This window comes from Microbacterium limosum (assembly GCF_036324365.1).
Classification (GTDB): domain Bacteria; phylum Actinomycetota; class Actinomycetes; order Actinomycetales; family Microbacteriaceae; genus Microbacterium; species Microbacterium limosum.
In genome coordinates this window covers 1,594,610-1,615,702 of the sequence record NZ_CP137080.1, presented here as the reverse complement: position 1 = coordinate 1,615,702, position 21,093 = coordinate 1,594,610, and the positions used below count along the sequence as shown (strand labels likewise).

Below are 21,093 nucleotides of genomic sequence, written 5' to 3'. Positions count from 1 at the left end.
CCGCAGCGCCTCCTCAGGCCAGGGTCGCCTCGAGGGTGATGTCGATGCCGGCGAGCGCCTGCGAGACGGGGCAGCCCGTCTTCGCCTCCTCCGCGATGCGGGCGAAGTCGTCGGCCGACAGTCCCGGCACGACCGCGTTGACGTTGAGGTGGCTGCCCGTGATGCCCTTGCCGGGCACGAAGGTGACGGATGCCGTGGTGTCGATGCTCTGCGGCGGCGTCCCGTTCTCGCCCAGCGCGTGCGAGAGCGCCATCGAGAAGCACGCGGAATGCGCCGCTGCGATCAGCTCTTCGGGGGTCGTCGTCGAGTCGGAGCCCTCCGAGCGGGCCTTCCAGTTGACGTCGAAGGTGCCGAGGTGCGAACTGTCGAATGCGACGGTGCCGGCGCCGTCGGCGAGTCCGCCCTTCCAGGCGGTGGTGGCTTCGCTGGTCACGCTCATGGGGTGCTCCTTCGCTCGGGGATGTGCGTCGTCAGCCTATCCACGGCGAACCGGAGCGGGCCACCGGTTGCGCGCGCGACGAACGGCCGCTAGGCCGCTGCGGGTCGCTCGCGGCCGACGATTCCCGCGCGCTGGAGCAGCAGATACATCTGGCAGCCGAGGCAGTAGCCGAAGAACGCGTTGAGGAACGCCGCGACGAACGCGGCGGCCGCCGCGGCGGGCAGCGCCCACGGTACGCCCGCCAGGTGCAGGAGGAGTCCCAGGCCCGTGACGAACAGCCCCACCCCCTGGGCGAAACGGGGCGGGCGCGGGTCCTCCCACTCGGTCGGAGGGCTCAGCCGCGGGCGTACCACGCGGCGGAACAGCACGCCCCACGGCGCCGAGCGGGGCGAGAGGACGCCCCAGAGGAAGAGGAGGGCGATCGCGAGCAGCAGGAGGAAGCCCGGGTCGAGCGCACGCTGCGCGAGGGATGCCGCGGTCACGGCCCACGCGGCATCCGTCTCGCCGACGTACTCCGCCCAGCCGAGGGTCTGCGTCCGCGCCGTGGAGAGACCGGTGAGGCCGAGCGCGACGGCGATGAGGAGAAGCACGGAGGTGATGCCCGCCGCGAAGCGGGGCCCGCGGGGGTCGATGCCCGCCGGCGAACGGAGCTCAGACACGCTCGGCCTCCACGGCTCCCGCGACGCGGAGGACCTCGAGCTCGACGACGTCGCGCCGGGGGACGCCGCCGAAACGCGTCTGCACGACGCCTCTCTCATCGAGGATGAGCGTCGTCGGGGTCTGCAGGACGTGGAAGTGCTTGGCGATGTCGGGCCGGTGGGTGAGATCCACATCGAGGTGACGTACGCCGTCGTGGCGATCGGCGACGGCCGCGAGCATGCGGTGCACACCGGGGCATTTGGCGCACATCTCCGTGCTGAACTGCAGCAGCGTCGCGTTCTCGCCCAGGGCGTCGGCGCCGAGACGGAGCGGGTCGATGACCTCGTGCGACACATCGTGGCGGGCGCGGCCCTGGTGCCGGCGCAGCAGCACGCCGAGCCCCGCGGCGACCGCCAGCAGGGCTGCCAGGATGAGGAGTGCATCAAGCGGATTCACAACATCCCAGCGTAAACCCGCGGGGGGCGGCAGGCGCCGGAGCGCTCGAGTATGACGCAGCGCCGTAACAAAGGAGTTGCCGTCGTTCTCGCGCGGGGCTGCTGCCCCGCCGAGGGTAGTCTGGCGGCGTGACCGACGCTGCATCGCCTGTGCCCCCGATCGAGTTCCGCTCCGACGTCGCCGTCGAGCTCGTCCGCTCCAGCGCATCGGATGCCGATGTGCTCTTCGCCGCCCGTGTCTCGACGATGGGCGAGCAGACGCTGGATGACGCCGCCTCCGGCGCCGAGGCATCCGCCCGTGACCGCGGCCTCATCAACTACCTCATGCGCGATCGCCACGGCTCCCCGTTCGAGCACAACTCGATGACGTTCTACGTGCAGGCGCCGATCTTCGTCTTCCGGGAGTTCATGCGCCACCGCATCGCCTCGTACAACGAGGAGTCGGGCCGCTACCGCGAGCTGCGTCCCGTGTTCTACGTGCCCGCGCCCGAGCGCAAGCTGATCCAGGTCGGCAAGCCCGGGGCGTACGAGTTCCTCGACGGGACCCCGGAGCAGACCGCCCTCGTCGACGAGGCGACGCGCGCGGCATCCGTGCAGGCGTTCGAGGCGTACCAGCGCATGCTCGACGCGGGCGTCGCGCGCGAGGTCGCGCGCATCGTGCTGCCGCTGAACATCTATTCGTCCATGTACGTCACGATGAACGCGCGGTCGCTGATGAACTTCCTCTCCCTGCGTACCAAGCGGGAGGGCACGCATTTCCCGTCCTTCCCGCAGCGCGAGATCGAGATGGTCGCGGAGAAGATGGAGCGGGCCTGGACCGAGCTGATGCCGCTCACCCACGCGTCGTTCAACGCGAACGGCCGCGTCGCCCCCTGACGCGCGGCGATCGTGCAGTCCTCCCTCGGAGGGGCGGGACGCGCCGACCGGAGCGGCCCGATAGCCTAGAACCATGACGCACACCGCCAATCCGTTCGGTCAGGTGCTGGTCGCGCTCGTCACCCCCATGACGGCCGACGGCGAGGTCGACTGGCCCGCCACGGAGAAGCACATCGACTCGTGCATCAGCGCGGGCGCCGACGGCATCGTGGTCACCGGCACGACGGGGGAGACGAGTACCCTCACCGACCCCGAGAAGCTGCGCCTCGTCGAGGTGGGCAAGGACGTCGCCGCCGGACGCGCGAAGATCATCACGGGCGGCGGCTCGAACGAGACCGCGCACGCGATCGAGCTGTACAAGGCGAGCGAGAAGGCCGGCGCCGACGGCATCATGATCGTCACGCCGTACTACAACAAGCCGACCCAGGCCGGCATCCTCACGCACTTCCGTCTCGTCGCGGACGCCACGGACCTGCCCGTGATCCTCTACGACATCCCGGGCCGCACGGGTGTGCCGATCAAGTACGAGACGATCCTCCGCCTCGCCAAGCATCCGAACATCCTCGCGATCAAGGATGCCAAGGGTGATTTCAGCGAGGTCAGCCGCGTGCTCAACCAGACCGATCTGATCTACTTCTCCGGTGACGACGCGAACGTGCTCCCGCACCTCTCGATCGGCGCGTCGGGATTGATCGGCGTGACCGCCAACATCGCCGCGGGCCCGTACCGCACGATCGTCGACGCCGTCAACACGGGCGATCTCGCCTCGGCGACGGCGGCGCACATGAAGCTCGAGCCGCTCGTGCGTGCGGTCATGACGCACGTGCCCGGAACCGTGGCGGCGAAGTACATCCTTCACGGGCTCGGCCGCATCGGCAGCCCCCGCGTCCGCCTTCCCCTCGTGGGGCCGGAGGAGTGGGAGGCCGCCATGATCGAAGACGAGCTCGCCCTCGTCAAGGACGTCGCCGGCGCCGACTTCCGGAACTTCCGCCCCGACCGCAACGCGGCCGCCGGCGGCGCGCTGCCCAAGGTGCACGGCACCACCCGCTGACTCGACCTGTCGGCCCCGAAACCTCACGCGTTCCGCAGACGGATCGCACCACAACACAACAACACAGAGGGTGACGCGGACCGCGTCATCCCGAGGAGGCATGCATGCCCACGAGCGTCATCGACCCGCCCGCTCTCGCGCCCGGAACCCTCCGCGTCATCCCGCTGGGCGGGCTCGGCGAGGTCGGAAGAAACATGACCGTCTTCGAGTACGAGGGCAAGCTGCTCATCGTCGACTGCGGCGTGCTCTTCCCCGAGGAGCATCAGCCCGGGGTAGACCTGATCCTGCCGGACTTCGAACCGATCAAGCACCGGCTCGACGACATCGTCGGTGTCGTGCTCACGCACGGGCACGAGGATCACATCGGCGCCGTGCCCTACCTGCTGAGGCTCAAGCGCGACATCCCGCTCATCGGCTCGGGCCTCACGCTGGCGCTCGTGGAGGCCAAGCTCAAGGAGCACCGGATCAAGGCGTACACGCTGACCGTCGCCGAAGGGCAGGAGGAGAAGGTAGGCCCGTTCGAGCTCGAGTTCGTCGCGGTCAACCACTCGATCCCCGACGCTCTCGCCGTCGCGATCCGCACCCCCGCCGGCCTCGCCCTCGCGACCGGCGACTTCAAGATGGACCAGCTGCCACTGGATGGCCGCCTCACCGACCTCCGCGCGTTCGCCCGGCTGGGGGAGGAGGGCGTCGACCTCTTCCTCGTCGACTCGACCAACGCTGACGTGCCGGGCTTCACCCCCCTCGAGCGCGAGATCGGGCCCGTGCTCGACCAGGTGATCGGCCGCGCGCCGCGCCGCGTCATCGTGGCGAGCTTCTCGAGCCACGTCCACCGCGTGCAGCAGGTGCTGGATGCCGCAGCCGCGCACGGCCGCCGGGTCGCGCTGCTGGGGCGCAGCATGGTGCGCAACATGACGATCGCCGAGGACCTCGGCTACCTGCACGTCCCCAAGGGCGTGCTCATCGACTACAAGAAGGCCCGGAACCTCCCCGAGGACAAGATCGTCTACATGTCCACGGGGTCGCAGGGCGAGCCCATGGCCGTGCTCTCGCGGATGGCCAACCTCGACCACGAGATCGAGCCCGGTCCCGGCGACACCGTCATCCTCGCGTCGAGCCTCATCCCCGGCAACGAGAACGCCGTCTACCGCGTGATCGACGGCCTGACGAAGCTCGGCGCCAACGTCGTGCACAAGGGCAACGCGAAGGTGCACGTGTCGGGCCACGCCGCGGCGGGCGAGCTGCTGTACTGCTACAACATCGTCGAGCCGCTGAACGTCCTGCCGATCCACGGCGAATACCGGCACCTCATGGCCAACGCAAAGCTCGCGCAGGACACCGGCATCCCGCCCGAGCGCACGATCCTCGGTGAGAACGGGACGGTCGTCGACCTCCGCGACGGCATCGCGTCGGTCGTCGGTCAGCTCGACATCGGCTTCGTGTACGTCGACGGCTCGACGGTGGGCGAGATCACCGACGCCGACCTCAAGGACCGCCGCATCCTCGGCGAGGAGGGCTTCATCTCGGTCATCGTCGTCGTCGACGCCTCCACCGGACGCGTCGTCACCGGGCCCGAGATCCACGCCCGCGGCTTCGCCGAGGACGACGCGGTGTTCGAGGGCGTCAAGCCGAAGATCGCCGCGGCCCTCGCGGATGCCGCGCAGTCGGGCGTGCGCGACCCTCACGCCCTCTCGCAGATCGTGCGTCGCACGATCGGTCGCTGGGTCAACCAGTCGCTGCGGCGTCGTCCGATGATCGTTCCGCTGGTCATCGAGGCCTGATTCGGCGGGCGCCGCCCGAGAGTGCCCCCGCGTCGCTGCGGGCAAATGTCGCCCGTCGGACGTAGCGTGGTGGCATGGCCAGGAGCACCAGCCCGACCAAGGGTTCCCGCGCGCCGGCGAAGGCACCGTCCTCGCGCGCCCGCAAGCCCGAGCCCGCGCCCAAGCGTTACGTGGGGGAGGACGACAAGCCGCCCGTCGTCGTCCGCGCGTGGATGGGTCTCGCCCACGGCGTGGGAGGTCTGTTCCGCGCCTTCGGCCCGGAGACCCTCGAAAAGGACCAGCGCCGCGACGGGTTTCCCTTCCTGCTCGTCCTGCTCGCCGTCGTGGGCGCGATCATCGAGTGGTTCTTCATCGGCAGCGATATGGCCCTCACGATCTCCGACTATTCCGTGGGGGGGATGGTCGGCCGGCTGGCGTTCATCGTGCCCGTCATGCTTCTCATCCTCGCGGGCTGGCTCTTCCGCCATCCCGCGACCGTCCACGACAACGGGCGCATCGGAATCGGCTTCGGCCTGCTCGCCCTCGTGGGCGCGGGCTTCTGCCACCTCGGCGGCGAACGCCCCGTTCCGAGCGACGGCCTGCCGGTTCTGAGCCGCTCGGGCGGTCTCTTCGGGTGGATGGTCGCCGAGCCCCTCGCGATCGCCCTGACGCCGATCGGCGCATGGATCGTGCTGGTGCTGCTCGCGGTTCTCAGCGTCCTGATCATCACCAAGACGCCGCCGAACCGCATCGGACGGCGGCTCGGCGACCTGTACGCGTGGATGTTCGGCGCGGAGCGCGTCGAGAAGCCCGAGCGCAGCTCCGCGGCGACGGATGACGCGCCGGCCGAGGATGCCGGGATCCCGTGGTGGCGGCGCAACCGCAGCGGCCGCGAGGAGGACGCCGACGGCGGCCTCGGCTCCCAGGACCTCACGGAACTGCTGACGCCGGGTGCGTCGCGTGGCGGGTTCGACACCCCCGTCGCGACCGCGCCGCCGGCCGCGCCCCGCACGCCGCCGGCGCCCACGTTCGCTCCCGATGCGCTCACGGAGGTGCTCGACCCGTCGCTGCTGTCCGACGCCGAGCGTGCCGCGGCATCCGCGCCCCGCGCCGACACATCGATCCACGACGACGGCGACGACGGCGACACGGGCGAGGCGCTTCCCGGCCTGTCGGGGCTCGGCACCGATGGCTCGCGTGCGGGTTCGGGTGCGACCACCCCTTACCGGCTCCCGTCGGTGTCGAGCCTCGCGCCCGGCACCCCCCACAAGGAGCGTTCGGAGGCGAACGACCACGTCGTCCGCGCCATCACCGAGGTGCTCGACCAGTTCCAGGTCAACGCGCGCGTGACCGGCTTCTCGCGCGGCCCGACGGTGACTCAGTACGAGATCGAGCTCGGGCCCGGCGTGAAGGTGGAGCGGATCACGGCCCTCACCAACAACATCGCCTACGCCGTCGCATCCAACGAGGTGCGCATCCTCGCACCCATCCCCGGCAAGAGCGCGATCGGCGTCGAGATCCCCAACACCGACCGCGAGATCGTCACGCTCGGCGACGTGCTCACCTCGACGGCGGCCGCGAAGTCGACCCATCCCATGACGATCGGTGTGGGCAAGGATGTCGGCGGAGGCTTCGTCGTGGCGAACCTCGCGAAGATGCCGCACCTCCTGGTGGCCGGCTCGACGGGATCGGGCAAGTCCAGCTTCGTGAACTCCATGATCACGAGCCTTCTCATGCGCGCCAAGCCGTCCGAGGTGCGCATGGTGCTCATCGACCCCAAGCGTGTCGAGCTCACGTCCTACGCGGGGGTTCCGCACCTCATCACGCCGATCATCACGAACCCGAAGAAGGCGGCGGAGGCGCTGCAGTGGGTCGTGAAGGAGATGGACATGCGGTACGACGACCTCGCGTCGTTCGGCTTCCGCCACATCGACGACTTCAACCGCGCCGTCGTCGCGGGCGAAGTCGAGGTTCCGGTCGGCAGCGAGCGCATCCTCAAGCCGTACCCCTACCTCCTCGTGGTCGTCGACGAGCTCGCCGACCTCATGATGGTCGCGCCCCGCGACGTCGAGGACTCGATCGTGCGCATCACCCAGCTTGCGCGCGCCTCCGGCATCCACCTGGTCCTCGCGACGCAGCGGCCGAGCGTCGACGTCGTGACCGGGCTCATCAAGGCGAATGTGCCATCGCGCCTGGCGTTCGCGGTGACGAGCGTCACCGACTCGCGGGTCATCCTCGACCAGCCCGGCGCCGACCGCCTGATCGGCCAGGGCGACGCCCTCTTCCTGCCGATGGGCACGTCCAAGCCGCTGCGCGTGCAGGGCGCCTGGGTCAGCGAGCCCGAGATCGAGGCCGTGGTCGAGCACGTCACGGCGCAGGCCCGGCCCGAGTACCGCGCCGACGTGCAGGCGGCCGCGGAGAAGAAGCAGGTCGACGCCGACATCGGCGACGACCTGGAGCTGCTGCTCGCCGCCGCCGAGCAGGTCGTCTCGACGCAGTTCGGGTCGACCTCGATGCTGCAGCGGAAGCTGCGCGTGGGCTTCGCGAAGGCCGGGCGCCTGATGGATCTGCTCGAGTCCCGAGAGATCGTGGGGCCCTCGGAAGGCTCGAAGGCGCGGGACGTGCTCGTCACGGCCGAGCAGCTGCCGGGTGTGCTCGCGCGCCTGAGGGGCGAGGACCCGCCCGCTGACGCGGGGTCGTCGTCGAACTCCGATCCCTACGGGTCCGACGCCGTCGAGTCGCAGTACGCCGGCCTTCCCGTCGTGGAGGCCGAGACCGACGAGGATGCCTGGGGATTGACGGGTCGCGACTGATGGCAGTGCCACGGCAGCTTCCCAACGCGATCACGATCGCGCGCATCCTCTGCGCTCCCGTGTTCCTCTGGATGCTGCTCGCCGACGCCGGCGGGGACGGTGCGCTGCGGTGGTGGGCGGGAGCGCTCTTCGTCGTCGCGATCGCGACGGACGGGATCGACGGCTACATCGCCCGGCGGTACGAGATCGTCACCGACCTCGGCAAGCTGCTGGATCCGATCGCGGACAAGGTGCTGACGGGCTTCGCTTTCGTCGGGCTGTCGATCCTCGGCGAACTGCCGTGGTGGGTCACGATCCTCGTGCTCGTGCGTGAGATCGGCATCACGGTGCACCGGCTGCTGGTCGCGAGCGACCATGTCGTCGCCGCGGCGTGGATGGGCAAGCTCAAGACCGTCGCGCAGGCGGTCGCGCTCTCCCTCGCCCTGATGCCGCTCTGGACGATCGTGGGGGACGGGGTGCTCTGGGTCAACGTCGTGACCATGTGGATCGCGGTGATCCTCACGGTCGCAAGCGGTATCGACTACCTCGTCGCCGAGATCCGCGGCTCGCGTCGGGCGCGCCCCGCCCGGCCATGAGCGACCGGTCCACCGCGGTGGGCGGCGAATGGCCCCCCTGCGCGGGGGAGGCGGACGTGCACGGGGAAGCGGCACTCGCACTGAGCCGCCTGCGCGCCCGAGGCTGGTCGCTCGGAGTCGCGGAGTCTCTCACGGGCGGTCTTCTGGCCGCCGCGCTCATCGGCGTGCCGGGTGCCTCGGACACCGTGCGCGGCGCGATAGTCGCCTACGCCGTGTCGCTCAAGCACTCGCTGCTGGGCGTCGACGCCGGCCTGCTCGCGGCTCACGGTGCCGTCCACCCGGACGTCGCCCTCCAGATGGCGGAGGGGGTCCGTCGTGCCACCGCCGAGGGCGGGCGCGCCGCCGATGTGGGGATCGCGACGACGGGAATCGCGGGTCCCGACTCGCCCGACGGCCAGCCCGTCGGCACGGTGCACCTGGCGATCTGCACCCCCGGGGGGTCGCGTGTCGTGTCTCTGCGCCTCGAGGGCGACCGCGACGAGATCCGAGAGGCGACCGTGCGCCACGCCCTCTGCGTGCTCGTCGACGCCGCCGCGTGAGGGAATAGCGAGTGTTTCGTCTCCGTTACATTCGGTGATTCCGAGCCATCCCTCAGTCGAGGGCATTAGATTGGCTCAACCCGGTGTTGTACTCTCTAACACTCGGGCGACACGACGAGCACAGTGAGGAGGGGGCCATCATGATCCTGGTTCGTCAAGAGATCGGCGATGTTCTGCGTGATTTCCGTCTGCAGAGGGGTCAGACCCTCCGTCAGGTGGCGGGCAAGGCGTCGGTCGCCCTCGGCTACCTCAGCGAGGTCGAGCGCGGTCAGAAAGAGGCCTCGAGCGAGATCCTCGCATCCGTGGCCGAAGCGCTGGATGTCCCCATTTCCACGATCATGCGCGAGGTCGGAGACCGGATCTCCGTGCTCGAGGGTGTCTCGACGTTCCCCGACGTCGTCCCCGACGACCTCGTGGCCTCGGTGGACAAAGAGCTCACGCTCAGCTGACCCGGTGCGGCGCAGCGAATTCGGCCGGGCGGTCGACGATGAGTTCGGCGATGCCTACGGCGCCGTCCTGAGGGCGGACCTGCAGCTCGCCGACATCGGCGGGCGGACCGCGGACCAGGCCCTCCGCGACGGCGTGCCGCCGCGCGACGTGTGGCTGGCCCTGTGCTCCGCGGCCGACGTGCCGGAGAACCGCAGGTACGGTGTCGGACGCCTCGAGCCCGAATCCCGCTGAGCGGGCCGATTGGACGGCTCTCCAGCCCCGTGCTAGGCTTACTTCTTGTGCCGCGGGGTGGAGCAGTTCGGTAGCTCGCTGGGCTCATAACCCAGAGGTCGCAGGTTCAAATCCTGTCCCCGCAACGAATTTCAGGCCCGGAGATCGTAGATCTCCGGGCCTGAAAGGTTCCGGATTTGAACCCGACGCCACAAAGTGGCCATGAACTCCTCGCTGAAGCCCTTTGTGGGCTTCGCCCCGTCGATCCTCATGGGAGTCGTCGGATGACGTCGGAACCCGGTGGGTTCTTCGACACACCTCCTCTGCATGGCGACCAGCATTGCGGCGCTGGGCGATCTGGAGCCGCTTCTGACGATCGAGGATCTTGCCTCGTATCTCGACGTGCCGGTCGCCACGATCCGGGACTGGCGCACCGACGGTAAGGGTCCGCGGGCTGTTCGTATCGGCGGGCGTTTGCGCTTCTGCGTCAGCGATGTACGCGAGTGGATCACGTCGCAACGCGAGACCACGCCGGGGCATCCGCAGCACGGGCGGTGAGTGCTCATGGCTAGGCCGCGAACCCCGCTCGGCACTTTCGGGCAGATTCGATTCGAGTCGAAGGAGAACGGACAGATCCGAGCGGTCGCGCGTTTCCGTGACAACGACGGTCGCCTGCGCAAAGTCAGTGCCACCGCCGACACACAGAAGGCCGCCGAGAACAAACTCAAGACGATCCTGGCCGTGCGCGCAGAAGCCGCGATCGGTCAGGGTGAGCTGACTGCAGACAGCTCGTTCCGCCAGTTGGTCGAGGTGTGGCTCGCTGACCTTGACCTCGACGGGGTGATCTCGTCACGCACCCGCACGCTCTACGAGTGGAACATGCGCAACCTGGTGCTGCCGGCGTTGGAGAACTACGCGCTACGTGAGATCAGTGTGCGGATGATCGATCAGCTCGTGAAGACACTCAAAGCGACGAAGAGCTACAGCAGCGCCAAGCAGGCCCGCACCGTCCTCAGCCTTGCGTTCGGGCTGGCGGTCAGGTACGACGCGATGCGCTCCAACCCGGTGCGCGATATCGCCCGGCTCCGTAAGCCCGCCTCGCAGGCGATGGCGTTGCGGATCGAGCAGGTCGAGGCGATCCGCTCGGCGGTGAGTTCGTGGCGACGCGATCCGGGTCATTCCGGTCCGCCGCCGGATGGGCAGTTGGAGCAGATCATCGAGGTCATGCTCGGCACGTCGGCGCGTATCGGCGAGGTGCTCGCGATCCGCAAATGCGATGTCAACGTCACGGTCACGCCGGCGACGGTGCGGATCTGCGGCACGATCATCTCCGAGAAGGGCACGCCGACACATCGGCAGGACCATCCGAAGACCGCGAAGTCCACCCGCGTCGTCGCGGTGCCGGGGTTCGCTGCCGAGGCGCTGCGGGTGAGGCTCGTGGCCACTTCGGGGGCGGATGCCGAGCATCTGTTGTTCTTCACCCGAAACGGGACGCCGTTCACGACGAACAACGTGCGGCGTCGGCTAGGGACTGCGCTGAGCGCGGCCGGGATCGAAGGCGTGACGCCGCACGCGTTCCGCCGCACGGTCGCGACCGTGCTGGATCGCGCGAGCGGGCCGGAGCTTGCGGCCGAGATGCTTGGACACACGTCGTCGAAGATCACGCTGCAGCACTACATCGAGCCAGACGAGGCCGTGAACCCCGTCACCGCCGACATCCTGGAGTCGCTCGCGCCACGGCGGAAGGACGACGGGTAGGCGGTGGCGCCCGCCAAGTGTCCGCACCTCGCACTACCGTGAGGGTGTGCCCTCAACGATCGCCTGGCTGGATGCTGACACTGAAGACCAGGCCCGCATGCGGGACATCATCAAGTTGTTCACGGATCGCGACAGTCGGGATGAGCTCGGGCTCGGGCAAGTCCGCGACGTGATCTCCGACGGACTGTTTCCTGGAACGACAGTGCTGCTGACGCGCGCCCGATATCTGCTGTTCGTGCCATGGTGCTTCCAGCTCGCCGAAGGCAAACCCGATCCGCTGGCCCTTGCAGACAAGAACGAGCGGCAGGTGATCTCCACGCTTCGCAAGTCAGGGAGCGACGACCTCACCGGACTGCTCGGCGCGCGCGTCGGGCAAGCGCTGCAGACACTTCCGTCAACGATCTATTGGGGAACACTGCGTCGCTACGGCATCGTTCGCGAGGAATACGCATGGAAATCCGACGCGTTCGGGGCCGTGTCCCGTCCCGAGGACGGCGACGATGAAGGCGCCCGCAAACGGATCTCGGCGTGGTCGCACTCAGTCCCTCCGATACCGCCGGAGTTCCCGCACCGCATCGATGACGCGTTCGCCCTATCGCGCGACGAAGCGGGATGGCTGCGCGAGCGCGTGCTGGAGCACGCCCCCGACACAGTCATGGCGCACCTCATGAATCACGCGCCCATGAAGGACAGCCGTAGCCCGTGGACCGACCCGGCTGTCCAGGGCGTCGAGGGTGAGGCGGCGCTGCTGTTGCGGAACGCCGAAGCGTTCTCGACCGCGATGCACGGTGCCGCGTTGCTCTACAACCTTCAGCTCGCGGAAGAGTACGAGCGCGTCGTCCCCGAGGATCGGCGCAGGTTCTCTGCACCGGTGGATCAATACCGCGGTGAGTTGGCGGAATGGGCGGATCGGGTCGAGCGGGCACGGATTGCTCAGTGGGACGTCGGTGACCTGTGGGGTTGGGTTCTCGACACGGCGAAGGCGACGATCGCGCCTGGGTCCGCGCGGTTCATCTCTGACTGGGTGGCACACATTCAGGGCATTGACCCTCGCGCGATCTCCGACGACTCGGCGGCGCGCGACCTCGTCCGTGAACGAGAGCGCCGACAGAAGCGTGCGCTTGCGCGACTGGGTAACCCGAAGCGGCTCAGCGCCTGGTCGGGTGCTGCCGGAGCCGGTGCGCTCACATTCCGCTGGGATACGGTGCGAGATATCGCGCTCGACATCCACGCGGGGTTGGGGCGCGATGCTTGAGCCGCAGACACGGGCCGCACTCACCGACATGCTCCACCCGCCGACGGGGTTCGCCCTCTCGCACGCCGTCGCGACGACCTTCACCCTCGACCTCGACACGGCGCTGACCATTCCGCTGTCGTTCGCGGCGCACCGCGTCACAGCGAGCGACGACCCGATCGGGATCCTCGATGCTGTGCGGCGAGCCGCGGACAAAGTCGACATCTTCGCGCAAGCCGGTCAGGTCGGCATCGAGATCCCGCCGAGCGCGCTGGTCGCGTTCTTAGAGCCCATGGTTCACCCGGTAGAGGTGGAACGCGGGATCTTCCACCCGAAGGTGTGGTTCCTCGAGTACGAACGCGGCGACGAGCGCGCCTATCGGTTCGTCTGCGCGAGCCGCAATCTCACCGCGGACCGCAGCTGGGACGTCGTCATCTCCCTCGATGGATCACCTGCTATGCCGTCTGATCGCGCCGCAGCCCGGGAGATCAACGAGCCTCTGGTGCGTCTGCTCCGCTCACTGCCGAAAATGTCCGTGCGCCCAGTTCCGGGCCCGCGGCGCGCCCGTATCGATGCACTCGCGACACGGATCCGTGACGTCGCCTGGACGCCGCCGGAAGGCATGCGTGACATCCGGTTCCACGTGTGGGGCGTCGGGGAACGTCCCCAGCCCGAGTTCTGGGGAATCCGCGGGCTGTTCATCTCACCGTTCCTGACCGACGCCGGGCTGATCGAGCTCAAGAAGGGTGCGTACGGCGACGCATATCTCGTCTCTCGTGGCACGAGCATCGACGCTCTCGCGCCGGCAACCTTCGACAAGAAGCTGCGGCAGGCGTACGTCCTTGACGACGCGGCGGACATCGCGACGGAAGACGACGAGCAGAAGGCTCGGCGGTCCCTCCTGACCGGGCTGCACGCCAAGACCTACGTGTTCGACCGTCAGGACGGCGCGCACGTCTTCCTGGGATCGCTGAACGCCACCGGGCCTGCTCTGCACGAGAACGTGGAGGTCATGGTCGAAGCCGTCGGCAAGGTGAAGCCGTTCGGTGTGGAGAACACACTGGAAGGGCTCAAGGAGTTCCTTCAGGAGTTCGAGTACACCGGCGGCGTCGAAGAGAGCGAGAACGAGAAGGCCGATCGAGACCTGTCGGCCGCGCTGAGACGAATTGCCGGCATCCGGCTGCATGCCCGTGTCGCTCACGCCGAGTCGTACGAACTGCACGTCTGGCGAGACGGCGACGTCACGGTTCCACGCGAGGTAGAGCTGTCGTGGCATCCGATCACTCGCACGGGACTCGCCATCCCAGGACTGCCGGGTGAGCAGAGCGCCCCGTCGGTCGTGGGCGACTTGGGGCTCACCGACATCACGCCGTTCATCATCGTGACGGCCCGTGACGCTCGGGGCGAGCGCTTCGCGCAGCGGACCGTCGTTCTGGCCGAGCTGCACGACGACCCGGTCGATCGTCGTGATGCGGTGATCGCCGCACATCTCACCGACCGTGCCGCCTTCATGCGCTTCCTCATGCTTTTGCTGGAACTCGGGGGCTTCGCACTCCCCGGTGCGGGTGACGGCGGCAGTTGGCAGCCGATCTCCGCGGGAGACGGACATGCGACGGGCCTGTTCGAAGCGCTAATGCGTGCTGTCGGTCCCGACCGGACCGGCCTCGAAGAAGTGCAGCGGGTCATCGACTACATGGGGCGCCAGCCCGACGGCACCTCCGTCCTGCCGGAAGGATTCGATGCACTCTGGGCGTCGATCTGGGCGGCGCAGCAGACCGTGAAGAAGAGCAGACAGCATGGCTGACGTCGATGTGGCGGGAGTCCTGCGCGCACTCAAAGGCTTCCAGCGCGACGCGGTCGACCACCTGATCGCACAGTTCTACCCCGACGGTGAGAAACCCGCGTCACCCCGCTTCCTGATCGCGGATGAAACGGGGCTCGGAAAGAGCATCGTCGCGCGCGGCGCGATTGCGCGAGCGATCGACAAGCTCGAAACCGATCCCAACGTCGAACGGATCGACATCGTCTACATCTGTTCCAACCAAGACCTCGCGCAACAGAACCTGCGACGACTCAACGTCACCGGAGAACGAGAGTTGCCGCTCGCAACGAGGCTGACGCTCCTCGCGACCGTGCTGCCGCGGCTGTCGGCACCGTCGACCGACGGCGGGAAGAAGGTCAATCTGATCTCTTTCACGCCCGCAACCTCAGGGATGACGGGTGGAGGGTGGCGCACCGGGAAATGGGAGGAACGGGCGTTGCTGAGCATCCTTCTCCGACCATTGATCGCCGCAGGCGCCAGCGAATGGGACGCGCTCATCGATCTGATGAAGGCGACCAAGGGTGTCGAGAGATTCCGCGAAGGCGTGAACGACCTGGCCCAGCGGATGGGCGGCACCGTCGATCCCGCCATCCAGGGAGCATTCGAGGCGTTGATCCGCGAGGGCGCCACCACTGACGACGACAGTACGTCGATGCTCGGACGGATGCGCGCGCTGGTCCAGGAGCGCGCGTCCGGTCAGAACGTGCACTGGGAGCGTGTCGCGTCACTCGTGGGACGGCTACGCCAAGCCCTCGCGAAAGCCAGCGTGAACGCGCTCGAACCCGACCTAGTCATCCTCGACGAATTCCAGAAGTTCCGTGAACTGCTCGCCGACCCCGATACGAGCGAAGCCGCTGAGTTGGCACACGCGATGTTCACTCATGAGGACGCACGCGTGCTCCTCTTGTCGGCAACCCCGTACTCACCCTTCACACGAGCCGACGACGCCGACGACGACCACTACAAGGAGTTCCTCGACACGGTCCGATTCCTGGCCGGCTGGCAAGAAGAACCGGTTCGCCGTATCCGCGACGCACTAGAGGCCTACCGCTCGGCGCTGATCCTCGGCGGTGACGCACACGCAGCTGCAGGCGACGTCCGTCAGGCCCTGCTCCCGTACATGACCAGGTCCGAACGCCCCCAACTCACGCACGGATTCGTCGTCAGCGGTCTCCCTGTCGACGTGCCCGCGCCGGCCGACATCGTCGACTTCGTTCATCTCCGCACCTTCGGTGAGGAGATCGGCGCGCCGATCGACATCGAGTACTGGAAATCCATCCCGTACTTCGCGAACTTCATGGAAGGCTACAAGCCCGGAGTGAAGGCGCGGGCCACCTTCGCGACACCCGAGGGACACCGCGCCGAAGGCATCCTCGCCGCAACACGATCGATGAATCCGGATGACTTGGAGGCCTTTGCCGCCGTCGAACCCGCCAACGGCTACCTTGCCGCGCTGAAGACTCAGACAGTCGACGCGGGGTGGTGGCGCATGCTGTGGATGCCACCTTCCATGCCCTACCTCGAGCCCGGGGAGATCTACTCCGCGATCGGCGATGTCACGAAGCGGCTCGTCTTCTCCGCATGGTCCGGCGTGCCGACCTCGGTGGCGTCGCTGCTGTCCTACGAAGCAGATCGCAAGGTCGCCGAGGCATCGGGCGGATTCCTCGCCGAGAACACCTCCGCAGCGCGCCTCAAGGTCGCCGAACGCTTCACCTACCGCACCAAGGCCGGCGAAGTCGGCGCCCTGTCGACCCTCGCACTCTTCTGGCCGCACCCGTCGTTGGCGCAGACCGGCGACCCCCTCACTGCATCACGCGAAGCCGGGCGCCGTCTATCCATTGTCGACGCCGAGAATCACGTCGCGCGCGCACTCCCGACCCACGCCGCTGACAACGCCTGGGACGCCTTCTTCTCGGTGGAAGGACTCCGACCTTCTCTCACCGACGCTCGCAGCCTGGTACGTGCCGCGCTCGGAGACGAAGCCAGCGAAGACACCAGCAGCGAGGTCCCAGACTCCGGGGTTCTGCGACACGTCGAAGAAGCGATGCGACGATTCGAAGCCTCACCTGACGAAGCCGGGCATCCCGACCTCGTTCGGCTCGCAATGCACGCGCCCGGCAACATCGCCTATCGCGCGCTGCAGCGCGTTGCAGGAACGAGCGTGACCCCCGATGGGATCTGGGTGGCCGCCTTTGCGCTCGCCGATGGTCTGCGTCGCCTCTTCGATCGCACCGAGAGCGTCGCCACACTCGTCGGCATCTACGGCGACGACAGAGTCGAACACCCGTACTGGTCGTCGGTGCTCTCATACTGCGCAGACGGCAACCTGCAAGCCGTCCTCGACGAGTACCTCTTCCAACTCCGCAGCGACCTCGGCGGCATCGAGGTCGGTGACGCCGAACTCCTGCACATCGCTCGACACGCGTCCGAGGTGCTCCGCCTTCGCCCAGCCCGCTACCTCGGCCACGACACCACGCGAGACCGCGCACCCATCCCGTTCCACGCACGCTTCGCGTTGCGGTACGGTGCCCGATTCGGCGACAACGCCGACATCCGCGACGGTGCTGTGCGCGCCGCGTTCAACAGCCCCTTCGCACCCTTCGTGCTCATCTCGACCAGCGTCGGACAAGAAGGCATCGACTTCCACTGGTGGTGCCACGCGGTCGTCCACTGGAACCTCCCGCGCAACCCCGTCGATTTCGAGCAGCGTGAAGGGCGCGTCAACCGCTTCGCCGGCCATGCCATCCGCCGCAACGTCGCAGAAGCACACTGGGATGACGTACTCGCAGGCGAGGGCGACGACCCGTGGTCTGCGGCCTTCGACGCGGCGTCCCAGTCCGAAGCAGTCGAGCAGTTCGGCGAGTTCGCCCCATGGTGGGTGTACCCCGGGCCGGCACAGGTGGAACGGATCCTCGCGCGATACCCACTCAGCCGCGACCAAGACCGATACGAGCGACTTCGCGACGATCTCGCCCTCTACCGACTGACGCTCGGCCAACCGCGGCAGGAAGACATGTTATCTGGTACTCCTCGGTGTGGAGTCGATGACGGATTGCGCCTCGGATCTTGGGAATCTCGCGTTGTCGTCGGCAGGGTTATCACTCGTTGGCAACGTGGTTCGGGAGGGTGCATGGCGAGGGTGCAGAGGGTCGCGGCGGCCGAGGCTGTCACCTGGACGGTGGTCGACGACGTCGGCGCAGTCGTCGGGCCTGCGGAGTCGTTTCTAGAGTTCGCACGCGGGGCGGGTTACTCGCCGAACACGATTCGCGGCTACGCGAAGAGTCTCTCGTTGTGGTGGACGCATTTGGAGGGCGGGCGCCGCGGGTGGGATTCGGTGACGGCCGCGGATCTCGCTCGGTTCATGAGCGCGGTTCGTTCCGGGCAGGTGGGGGTTCCGAGCATCGGGGTTCGGGTGCCGGCGCGGGCGGAGGCGACGGTGAATGTTCGGGTGCGTGCAGTGCTGAGCATGTACCGGTATCACGCGCAGCTCGGCACTCAGGTGTTGCCGTCATCATCCGCGTGGGGCGCCGAGCCGACCGGGAGCTTCGTGCCGTTCCTGGGGCACCTGAGCCGCCGGCATGCGGTCAGGGCGCAAGCGCCGGTTGTCCTTCGTGCTTCCCCGCGGGAGCTGCCTGTGCTCGATCCGGTGGTGATCGACCGGCTGCTGGACGCGGAGGCCAGGTTCGATCCGGCACGGGGCTCATGGGTGGGGGATCTGCGGTACCGGTTGTTGTGGTTGCTGCTGTGGCAGTCGGGGATGCGGATCGGGGAGGCGCTGGGTCTGCGCCACCGTGACTGGGTTGTCGCGCGCGGTTCGACGGCGAAGGTGCTGATCCGGCCCAGCGCGCACCCTCACGGCTACCGGCCGAAGAGCGGCCCGCGGGATGTGCATGTGGGGGCGGCGTTGGACGGCCTGTACGGGGATTACGTGTGGTGGCTGTGCGAGCGTGGCGCGGATCGGGAGATCGCGAACTGGGACGACTCGTTCATCTTCTGCAACGTGAAACGTCGGCCGTTGTACGCGCCGTTGCGGGTCGAGTCGGTGTACGCGCATCTCGGAGTGATGAAGAAGCGGATCGCCGTGTTGCCGGCCGCGGCGACGCCGCATTGGTTCCGGCATACGCACGCGACGGCGATGCTGATGTCGGGCGCTCGGATCGAGGTGGTCAGCCGACGGTTGGGGCATCGCAGTATCCAGACCACGATCGATCACTACGGGCACGTCACGGACGACGCGGAGCTTGCGGCGTTCGCGAACTGGGAAGCGGTCACACGCGGATGGGAGACGAACCGATGACCCCGAGAGTGGATGGGCCCCAGGGTGTGGCGGTGCGGCGGCCGGAGCGGCGGGACGTCCGGCTCCCTGCCGACGGGCTGTTCGACGTTGACCGTGCACGGGAACTGTGGGAGTCGCTCCCGGTGGAGCAACGCCGGGACCACTTCGACTACCGAACTTTGCCGGACGCGTACAGGGGTGGGGTGGTTCCGCGGCCGCACCGGCAGGCGGGTGTGGAACCGAAGTGGTTCTCCGTCGCGTTGAGCATGCGGGGGCTGCCAGAGCCGATGGTGTGGGAGCTGGCGTGGCTGATCCACCGCGAGATCGAGTTGGGCCGCTCGATCCACCCGTCGGCGTTCAATTCCGCCACCTCACGGTTGCGGGTCGCTGTCACCTCCGGTGGCAGGAAGGCGCGGGAGGCGGAGTCGCTGCTCGCGCTGACTCCGGAGGGGTGGCTTCATCATGTCGCGATCGCCCGACTGCAGGGCGCTCAGATCGGGACGGCGGGGGACTCGGTCGCATTGAACCGGATCAGTGCGCTGCAGGACGTGCTGGTGCCTGCTTACCATTCCGGCCAGTGGTGGGAACTGGATGTGTGGAATCCGCAGCTTGACTCGCGGATTCCGTTGCGGCGGCACGACCCTGCTGGTCGGAGTGTGGTGAACTTCAGCCGCCTGACCAGCGGTTGGCTTCGTGGCGCGGCGAGGCTGTGGTTGGGGGAGTGTCTCGACGCGTCCCGCTACTCGTGGAGCACTGTTCAGACCCGCGTCGACAACCTGAAGTGGTTGCAGCACACGATCGACGAGCACGGCGACCAGGGACCGTTACTGGTGGCGGCGCCGGAGGAGCTCCGGGGGTTCGTTCGCGAGTTGATCGGCCGTGTCCGCGCGCATCGGGTCACGCAGGGCACGAACGCGGGGCGACCGTTGGGAGGGAACCCGGTCCGGCAGATCATGGTCGGCATCGAGCAGTTCTACCAGTGGGCGTACGACAACCGCACCGAGCAAGCCCTACGGACAGTTGATCCGCGGTGGGCCGCCCTCACCCACCCGTACAGTGTGCTGTTCCGTCCCGGCGACAAGCCGCGGTTGACGAACAAGCGCCACGATGAGCTCGTCCTCGAGGACCAGGTCATGTCGCAGATCGCCGCCGGCGCGGATCTCCTCCGCCGCCCAACCGCGGAGGGCGGGTTCGGGGACGCGTCCGCGTTCAACGCGCTGATGCTGCTGATGCGCACCGGACGGCGCCTCAACGAGATCCTGATGATGGACTTCGACCCGCTGACCCCGCTGGTCGGCGCCACGGCGGAGGGTGACGGGGTGGGGCTTGTGGCGCGGCTGCGCTACCAGCAGACGAAGGTCGACACCACGCTGCCGAGCAGCATCCCGGTCGACGCGGAGATCGTGTCCATCGTCCACGACCAGCAGCAGATCACGAACGCGTGGCTGGCGGAGAATGGGGCACCGGGGGCGACGCCGCGGTACCTGTTCCTCGCAAGGTTCAAGAACCGAAACGGTGACCGCCCGTACCCTGCGGGGACCCTGAACTCGCTGCTGGGCCGGTTGACGGAGGCGCTCGACATCCGCGACTCGGTCGGCAACCCGGTCCGGATCTCGAAGACCCACCAGTTCCGGCACACCAAGGCCACCAGCCTGCTCAACGCCGGCGTCCCGCTGCATGTGGTGATGCGGTACTTCGGGCACGTGTCCGCCGACATGACCCTGCACTACGCCATGACGAGCCAGAAGGTCGCCGAGCAGGAGTTCATGAAGTTCCAGAAGTACACCAGCGAAGGGAAGCCGTTGGAGATGTCCGCGGAGGACCTGTTCGACGTGCTCCACCTCGACCAGCGTGCGGACCGGGTGCTGCCCAACGGGTGGTGCATGCTCCCCCCGAAACAGACCTGCGACCGCGGGAACGCGTGCCTGACATGCAACAAGTTCGTCACCGACAGCACCCACGCCCCCCAGCTGGAAGCGCAACGCGACGCAACCCGGCAGCTGATCGCGCAACGCAAGAAGGCCTTCGCGGAGAAATACGGGGTAGAGATGAGCGCCGACAACGTCTGGCTGGAAGGCCGTGAGCGGGAAGTCGACGGGCTCCACCGGATCCTCCTCAGCATTCGCAATGCGCCCGACGGTTCTGCGGTACGCGCCGCTGGCGCGCCCTTCGCGGGCGGAGAGTCGGAGGCGTGAC

General features: G+C 68.0%; 17 protein-coding genes and 1 tRNA gene. 15 read left to right on the top strand and 3 right to left on the bottom strand.

Annotation, left to right across the window (positions count from 1 at the left end):
- Positions 1–13: 13 nt before the first annotated feature.
- The 3 genes from RYJ27_RS07850 to RYJ27_RS07840 all read right to left on the bottom strand — a co-directional run bounded on the left by RYJ27_RS07850 (position 14) and on the right by RYJ27_RS07840 (position 1,534).
- On the bottom strand, positions 14–439 hold the full coding sequence (locus RYJ27_RS07850) for an OsmC family peroxiredoxin (protein WP_330169777.1): 426 nt from the start codon (positions 437–439) through the stop codon (positions 14–16).
- Between the two features lie 89 nt (positions 440–528).
- Positions 529–1,098 carry a DUF4395 domain-containing protein gene (locus tag RYJ27_RS07845; RefSeq protein ID WP_330169776.1) on the bottom strand — a complete coding sequence of 190 codons (570 nt, stop codon included), beginning with the start codon at positions 1,096–1,098 and terminating at the stop codon, positions 529–531.
- Positions 1,091–1,534 (bottom strand): TlpA family protein disulfide reductase, encoded by a 444-nt coding sequence (locus RYJ27_RS07840; RefSeq protein ID WP_330169775.1) that lies wholly within the window; start codon positions 1,532–1,534, stop codon positions 1,091–1,093. The genes RYJ27_RS07845 and RYJ27_RS07840 overlap by 8 nt, the downstream gene beginning before the upstream one ends.
- Positions 1,535–1,662: 128 nt before the next feature.
- Here RYJ27_RS07840 and thyX point away from each other — a divergent pair, with 128 nt between their 5' ends.
- From thyX to RYJ27_RS07765, 15 genes are all read left to right on the top strand, one after another.
- Positions 1,663–2,409, top strand: coding sequence for an FAD-dependent thymidylate synthase (gene thyX / locus RYJ27_RS07835; protein ID WP_330169774.1), 747 nt, complete (start codon positions 1,663–1,665; stop codon positions 2,407–2,409).
- Between the two features lie 73 nt (positions 2,410–2,482).
- The gene (gene dapA, locus RYJ27_RS07830) at positions 2,483–3,460 is read left to right on the top strand and encodes a 4-hydroxy-tetrahydrodipicolinate synthase (RefSeq protein ID WP_330169773.1); all 978 of its coding nucleotides are present in this window, start codon (positions 2,483–2,485) and stop codon (positions 3,458–3,460) included.
- A gap of 104 nt (positions 3,461–3,564) precedes the next feature.
- Positions 3,565–5,241: a ribonuclease J gene (locus RYJ27_RS07825; protein ID WP_330169772.1), complete on the top strand. Its 1,677-nt coding sequence runs from the start codon at positions 3,565–3,567 to the stop codon at positions 5,239–5,241.
- A gap of 74 nt (positions 5,242–5,315) precedes the next feature.
- A complete protein-coding gene (locus RYJ27_RS07820; RefSeq protein WP_330169771.1) occupies positions 5,316–8,033 on the top strand; it encodes an FtsK/SpoIIIE family DNA translocase in 2,718 nt (905 codons plus the stop codon).
- The gene (gene pgsA, locus RYJ27_RS07815; RefSeq protein WP_330169770.1) at positions 8,033–8,608 is read left to right on the top strand and encodes a CDP-diacylglycerol--glycerol-3-phosphate 3-phosphatidyltransferase; all 576 of its coding nucleotides are present in this window, start codon (positions 8,033–8,035) and stop codon (positions 8,606–8,608) included. The genes RYJ27_RS07820 and pgsA overlap by 1 nt, the downstream gene beginning before the upstream one ends.
- 56 nt (positions 8,609–8,664) lie before the next feature.
- A complete protein-coding gene (locus RYJ27_RS07810) occupies positions 8,665–9,147 on the top strand; it encodes a CinA family protein (RefSeq protein WP_330169769.1) in 483 nt (160 codons plus the stop codon).
- A gap of 140 nt (positions 9,148–9,287) precedes the next feature.
- On the top strand, positions 9,288–9,596 hold the full coding sequence (locus tag RYJ27_RS07805; RefSeq protein ID WP_330169768.1) for a helix-turn-helix domain-containing protein: 309 nt from the start codon (positions 9,288–9,290) through the stop codon (positions 9,594–9,596).
- Between the two features lie 4 nt (positions 9,597–9,600).
- Complete coding sequence (locus tag RYJ27_RS07800) at positions 9,601–9,828, top strand: DUF3046 domain-containing protein (RefSeq protein ID WP_330169767.1); 228 nt, start codon at positions 9,601–9,603, stop codon at positions 9,826–9,828.
- Between the two features lie 51 nt (positions 9,829–9,879).
- Positions 9,880–9,953, top strand: a tRNA-Met gene (locus RYJ27_RS07795).
- Between the two features lie 181 nt (positions 9,954–10,134).
- Complete coding sequence (locus RYJ27_RS07790; RefSeq protein ID WP_330169766.1) at positions 10,135–10,365, top strand: helix-turn-helix domain-containing protein; 231 nt, start codon at positions 10,135–10,137, stop codon at positions 10,363–10,365.
- A 6-nt stretch (positions 10,366–10,371) separates the two neighbouring features.
- Positions 10,372–11,565 carry a tyrosine-type recombinase/integrase gene (locus RYJ27_RS07785; protein ID WP_330169765.1) on the top strand — a complete coding sequence of 398 codons (1,194 nt, stop codon included), beginning with the start codon at positions 10,372–10,374 and terminating at the stop codon, positions 11,563–11,565.
- Positions 11,566–11,611: 46 nt separating this feature from the next.
- Positions 11,612–12,820, top strand: a complete 1,209-nt coding sequence (locus RYJ27_RS07780) for a DUF6361 family protein (protein ID WP_330169764.1) — start codon at positions 11,612–11,614, stop codon at positions 12,818–12,820.
- Positions 12,813–14,603 (top strand): phospholipase D family protein, encoded by a 1,791-nt coding sequence (locus RYJ27_RS07775; RefSeq protein WP_330169763.1) that lies wholly within the window; start codon positions 12,813–12,815, stop codon positions 14,601–14,603. The genes RYJ27_RS07780 and RYJ27_RS07775 overlap by 8 nt, the downstream gene beginning before the upstream one ends.
- Positions 14,596–18,918: a tyrosine-type recombinase/integrase gene (locus RYJ27_RS07770; RefSeq protein WP_330169762.1), complete on the top strand. Its 4,323-nt coding sequence runs from the start codon at positions 14,596–14,598 to the stop codon at positions 18,916–18,918. Before RYJ27_RS07775 ends, RYJ27_RS07770 begins: the two co-directional genes overlap by 8 nt.
- The gene (locus RYJ27_RS07765; protein ID WP_330169761.1) at positions 18,915–21,092 is read left to right on the top strand and encodes a tyrosine-type recombinase/integrase; all 2,178 of its coding nucleotides are present in this window, start codon (positions 18,915–18,917) and stop codon (positions 21,090–21,092) included. Before RYJ27_RS07770 ends, RYJ27_RS07765 begins: the two co-directional genes overlap by 4 nt.
- Position 21,093: the final 1 nt, after the last annotated feature.

Bases quoted from the DNA above. Each gene is read 5' to 3' on its own strand.
- RYJ27_RS07775 (WP_330169763.1), top strand. From the start codon at position 12,813: ATGCTTGAGCCGCAGACACGGGCCGCACTCACCGACATGCTCCACCCG.
- RYJ27_RS07765 (WP_330169761.1), top strand. From the start codon at position 18,915: ATGACCCCGAGAGTGGATGGGCCCCAGGGTGTGGCGGTGCGGCGGCCG.
- RYJ27_RS07770 (WP_330169762.1), top strand. From the start codon at position 14,596: ATGGCTGACGTCGATGTGGCGGGAGTCCTGCGCGCACTCAAAGGCTTC.
- RYJ27_RS07790 (WP_330169766.1), top strand. From the start codon at position 10,135: ATGGCGACCAGCATTGCGGCGCTGGGCGATCTGGAGCCGCTTCTGACG.
- RYJ27_RS07805 (WP_330169768.1), top strand. From the start codon at position 9,288: ATGATCCTGGTTCGTCAAGAGATCGGCGATGTTCTGCGTGATTTCCGT.
- RYJ27_RS07825 (WP_330169772.1), top strand. From the start codon at position 3,565: ATGCCCACGAGCGTCATCGACCCGCCCGCTCTCGCGCCCGGAACCCTC.
- RYJ27_RS07820 (WP_330169771.1), top strand. From the start codon at position 5,316: ATGGCCAGGAGCACCAGCCCGACCAAGGGTTCCCGCGCGCCGGCGAAG.
- dapA (WP_330169773.1), top strand. From the start codon at position 2,483: ATGACGCACACCGCCAATCCGTTCGGTCAGGTGCTGGTCGCGCTCGTC.
- RYJ27_RS07785 (WP_330169765.1), top strand. From the start codon at position 10,372: ATGGCTAGGCCGCGAACCCCGCTCGGCACTTTCGGGCAGATTCGATTC.
- RYJ27_RS07850 (WP_330169777.1), bottom strand. From the start codon at position 439: ATGAGCGTGACCAGCGAAGCCACCACCGCCTGGAAGGGCGGACTCGCC.
- pgsA (WP_330169770.1), top strand. From the start codon at position 8,033: ATGGCAGTGCCACGGCAGCTTCCCAACGCGATCACGATCGCGCGCATC.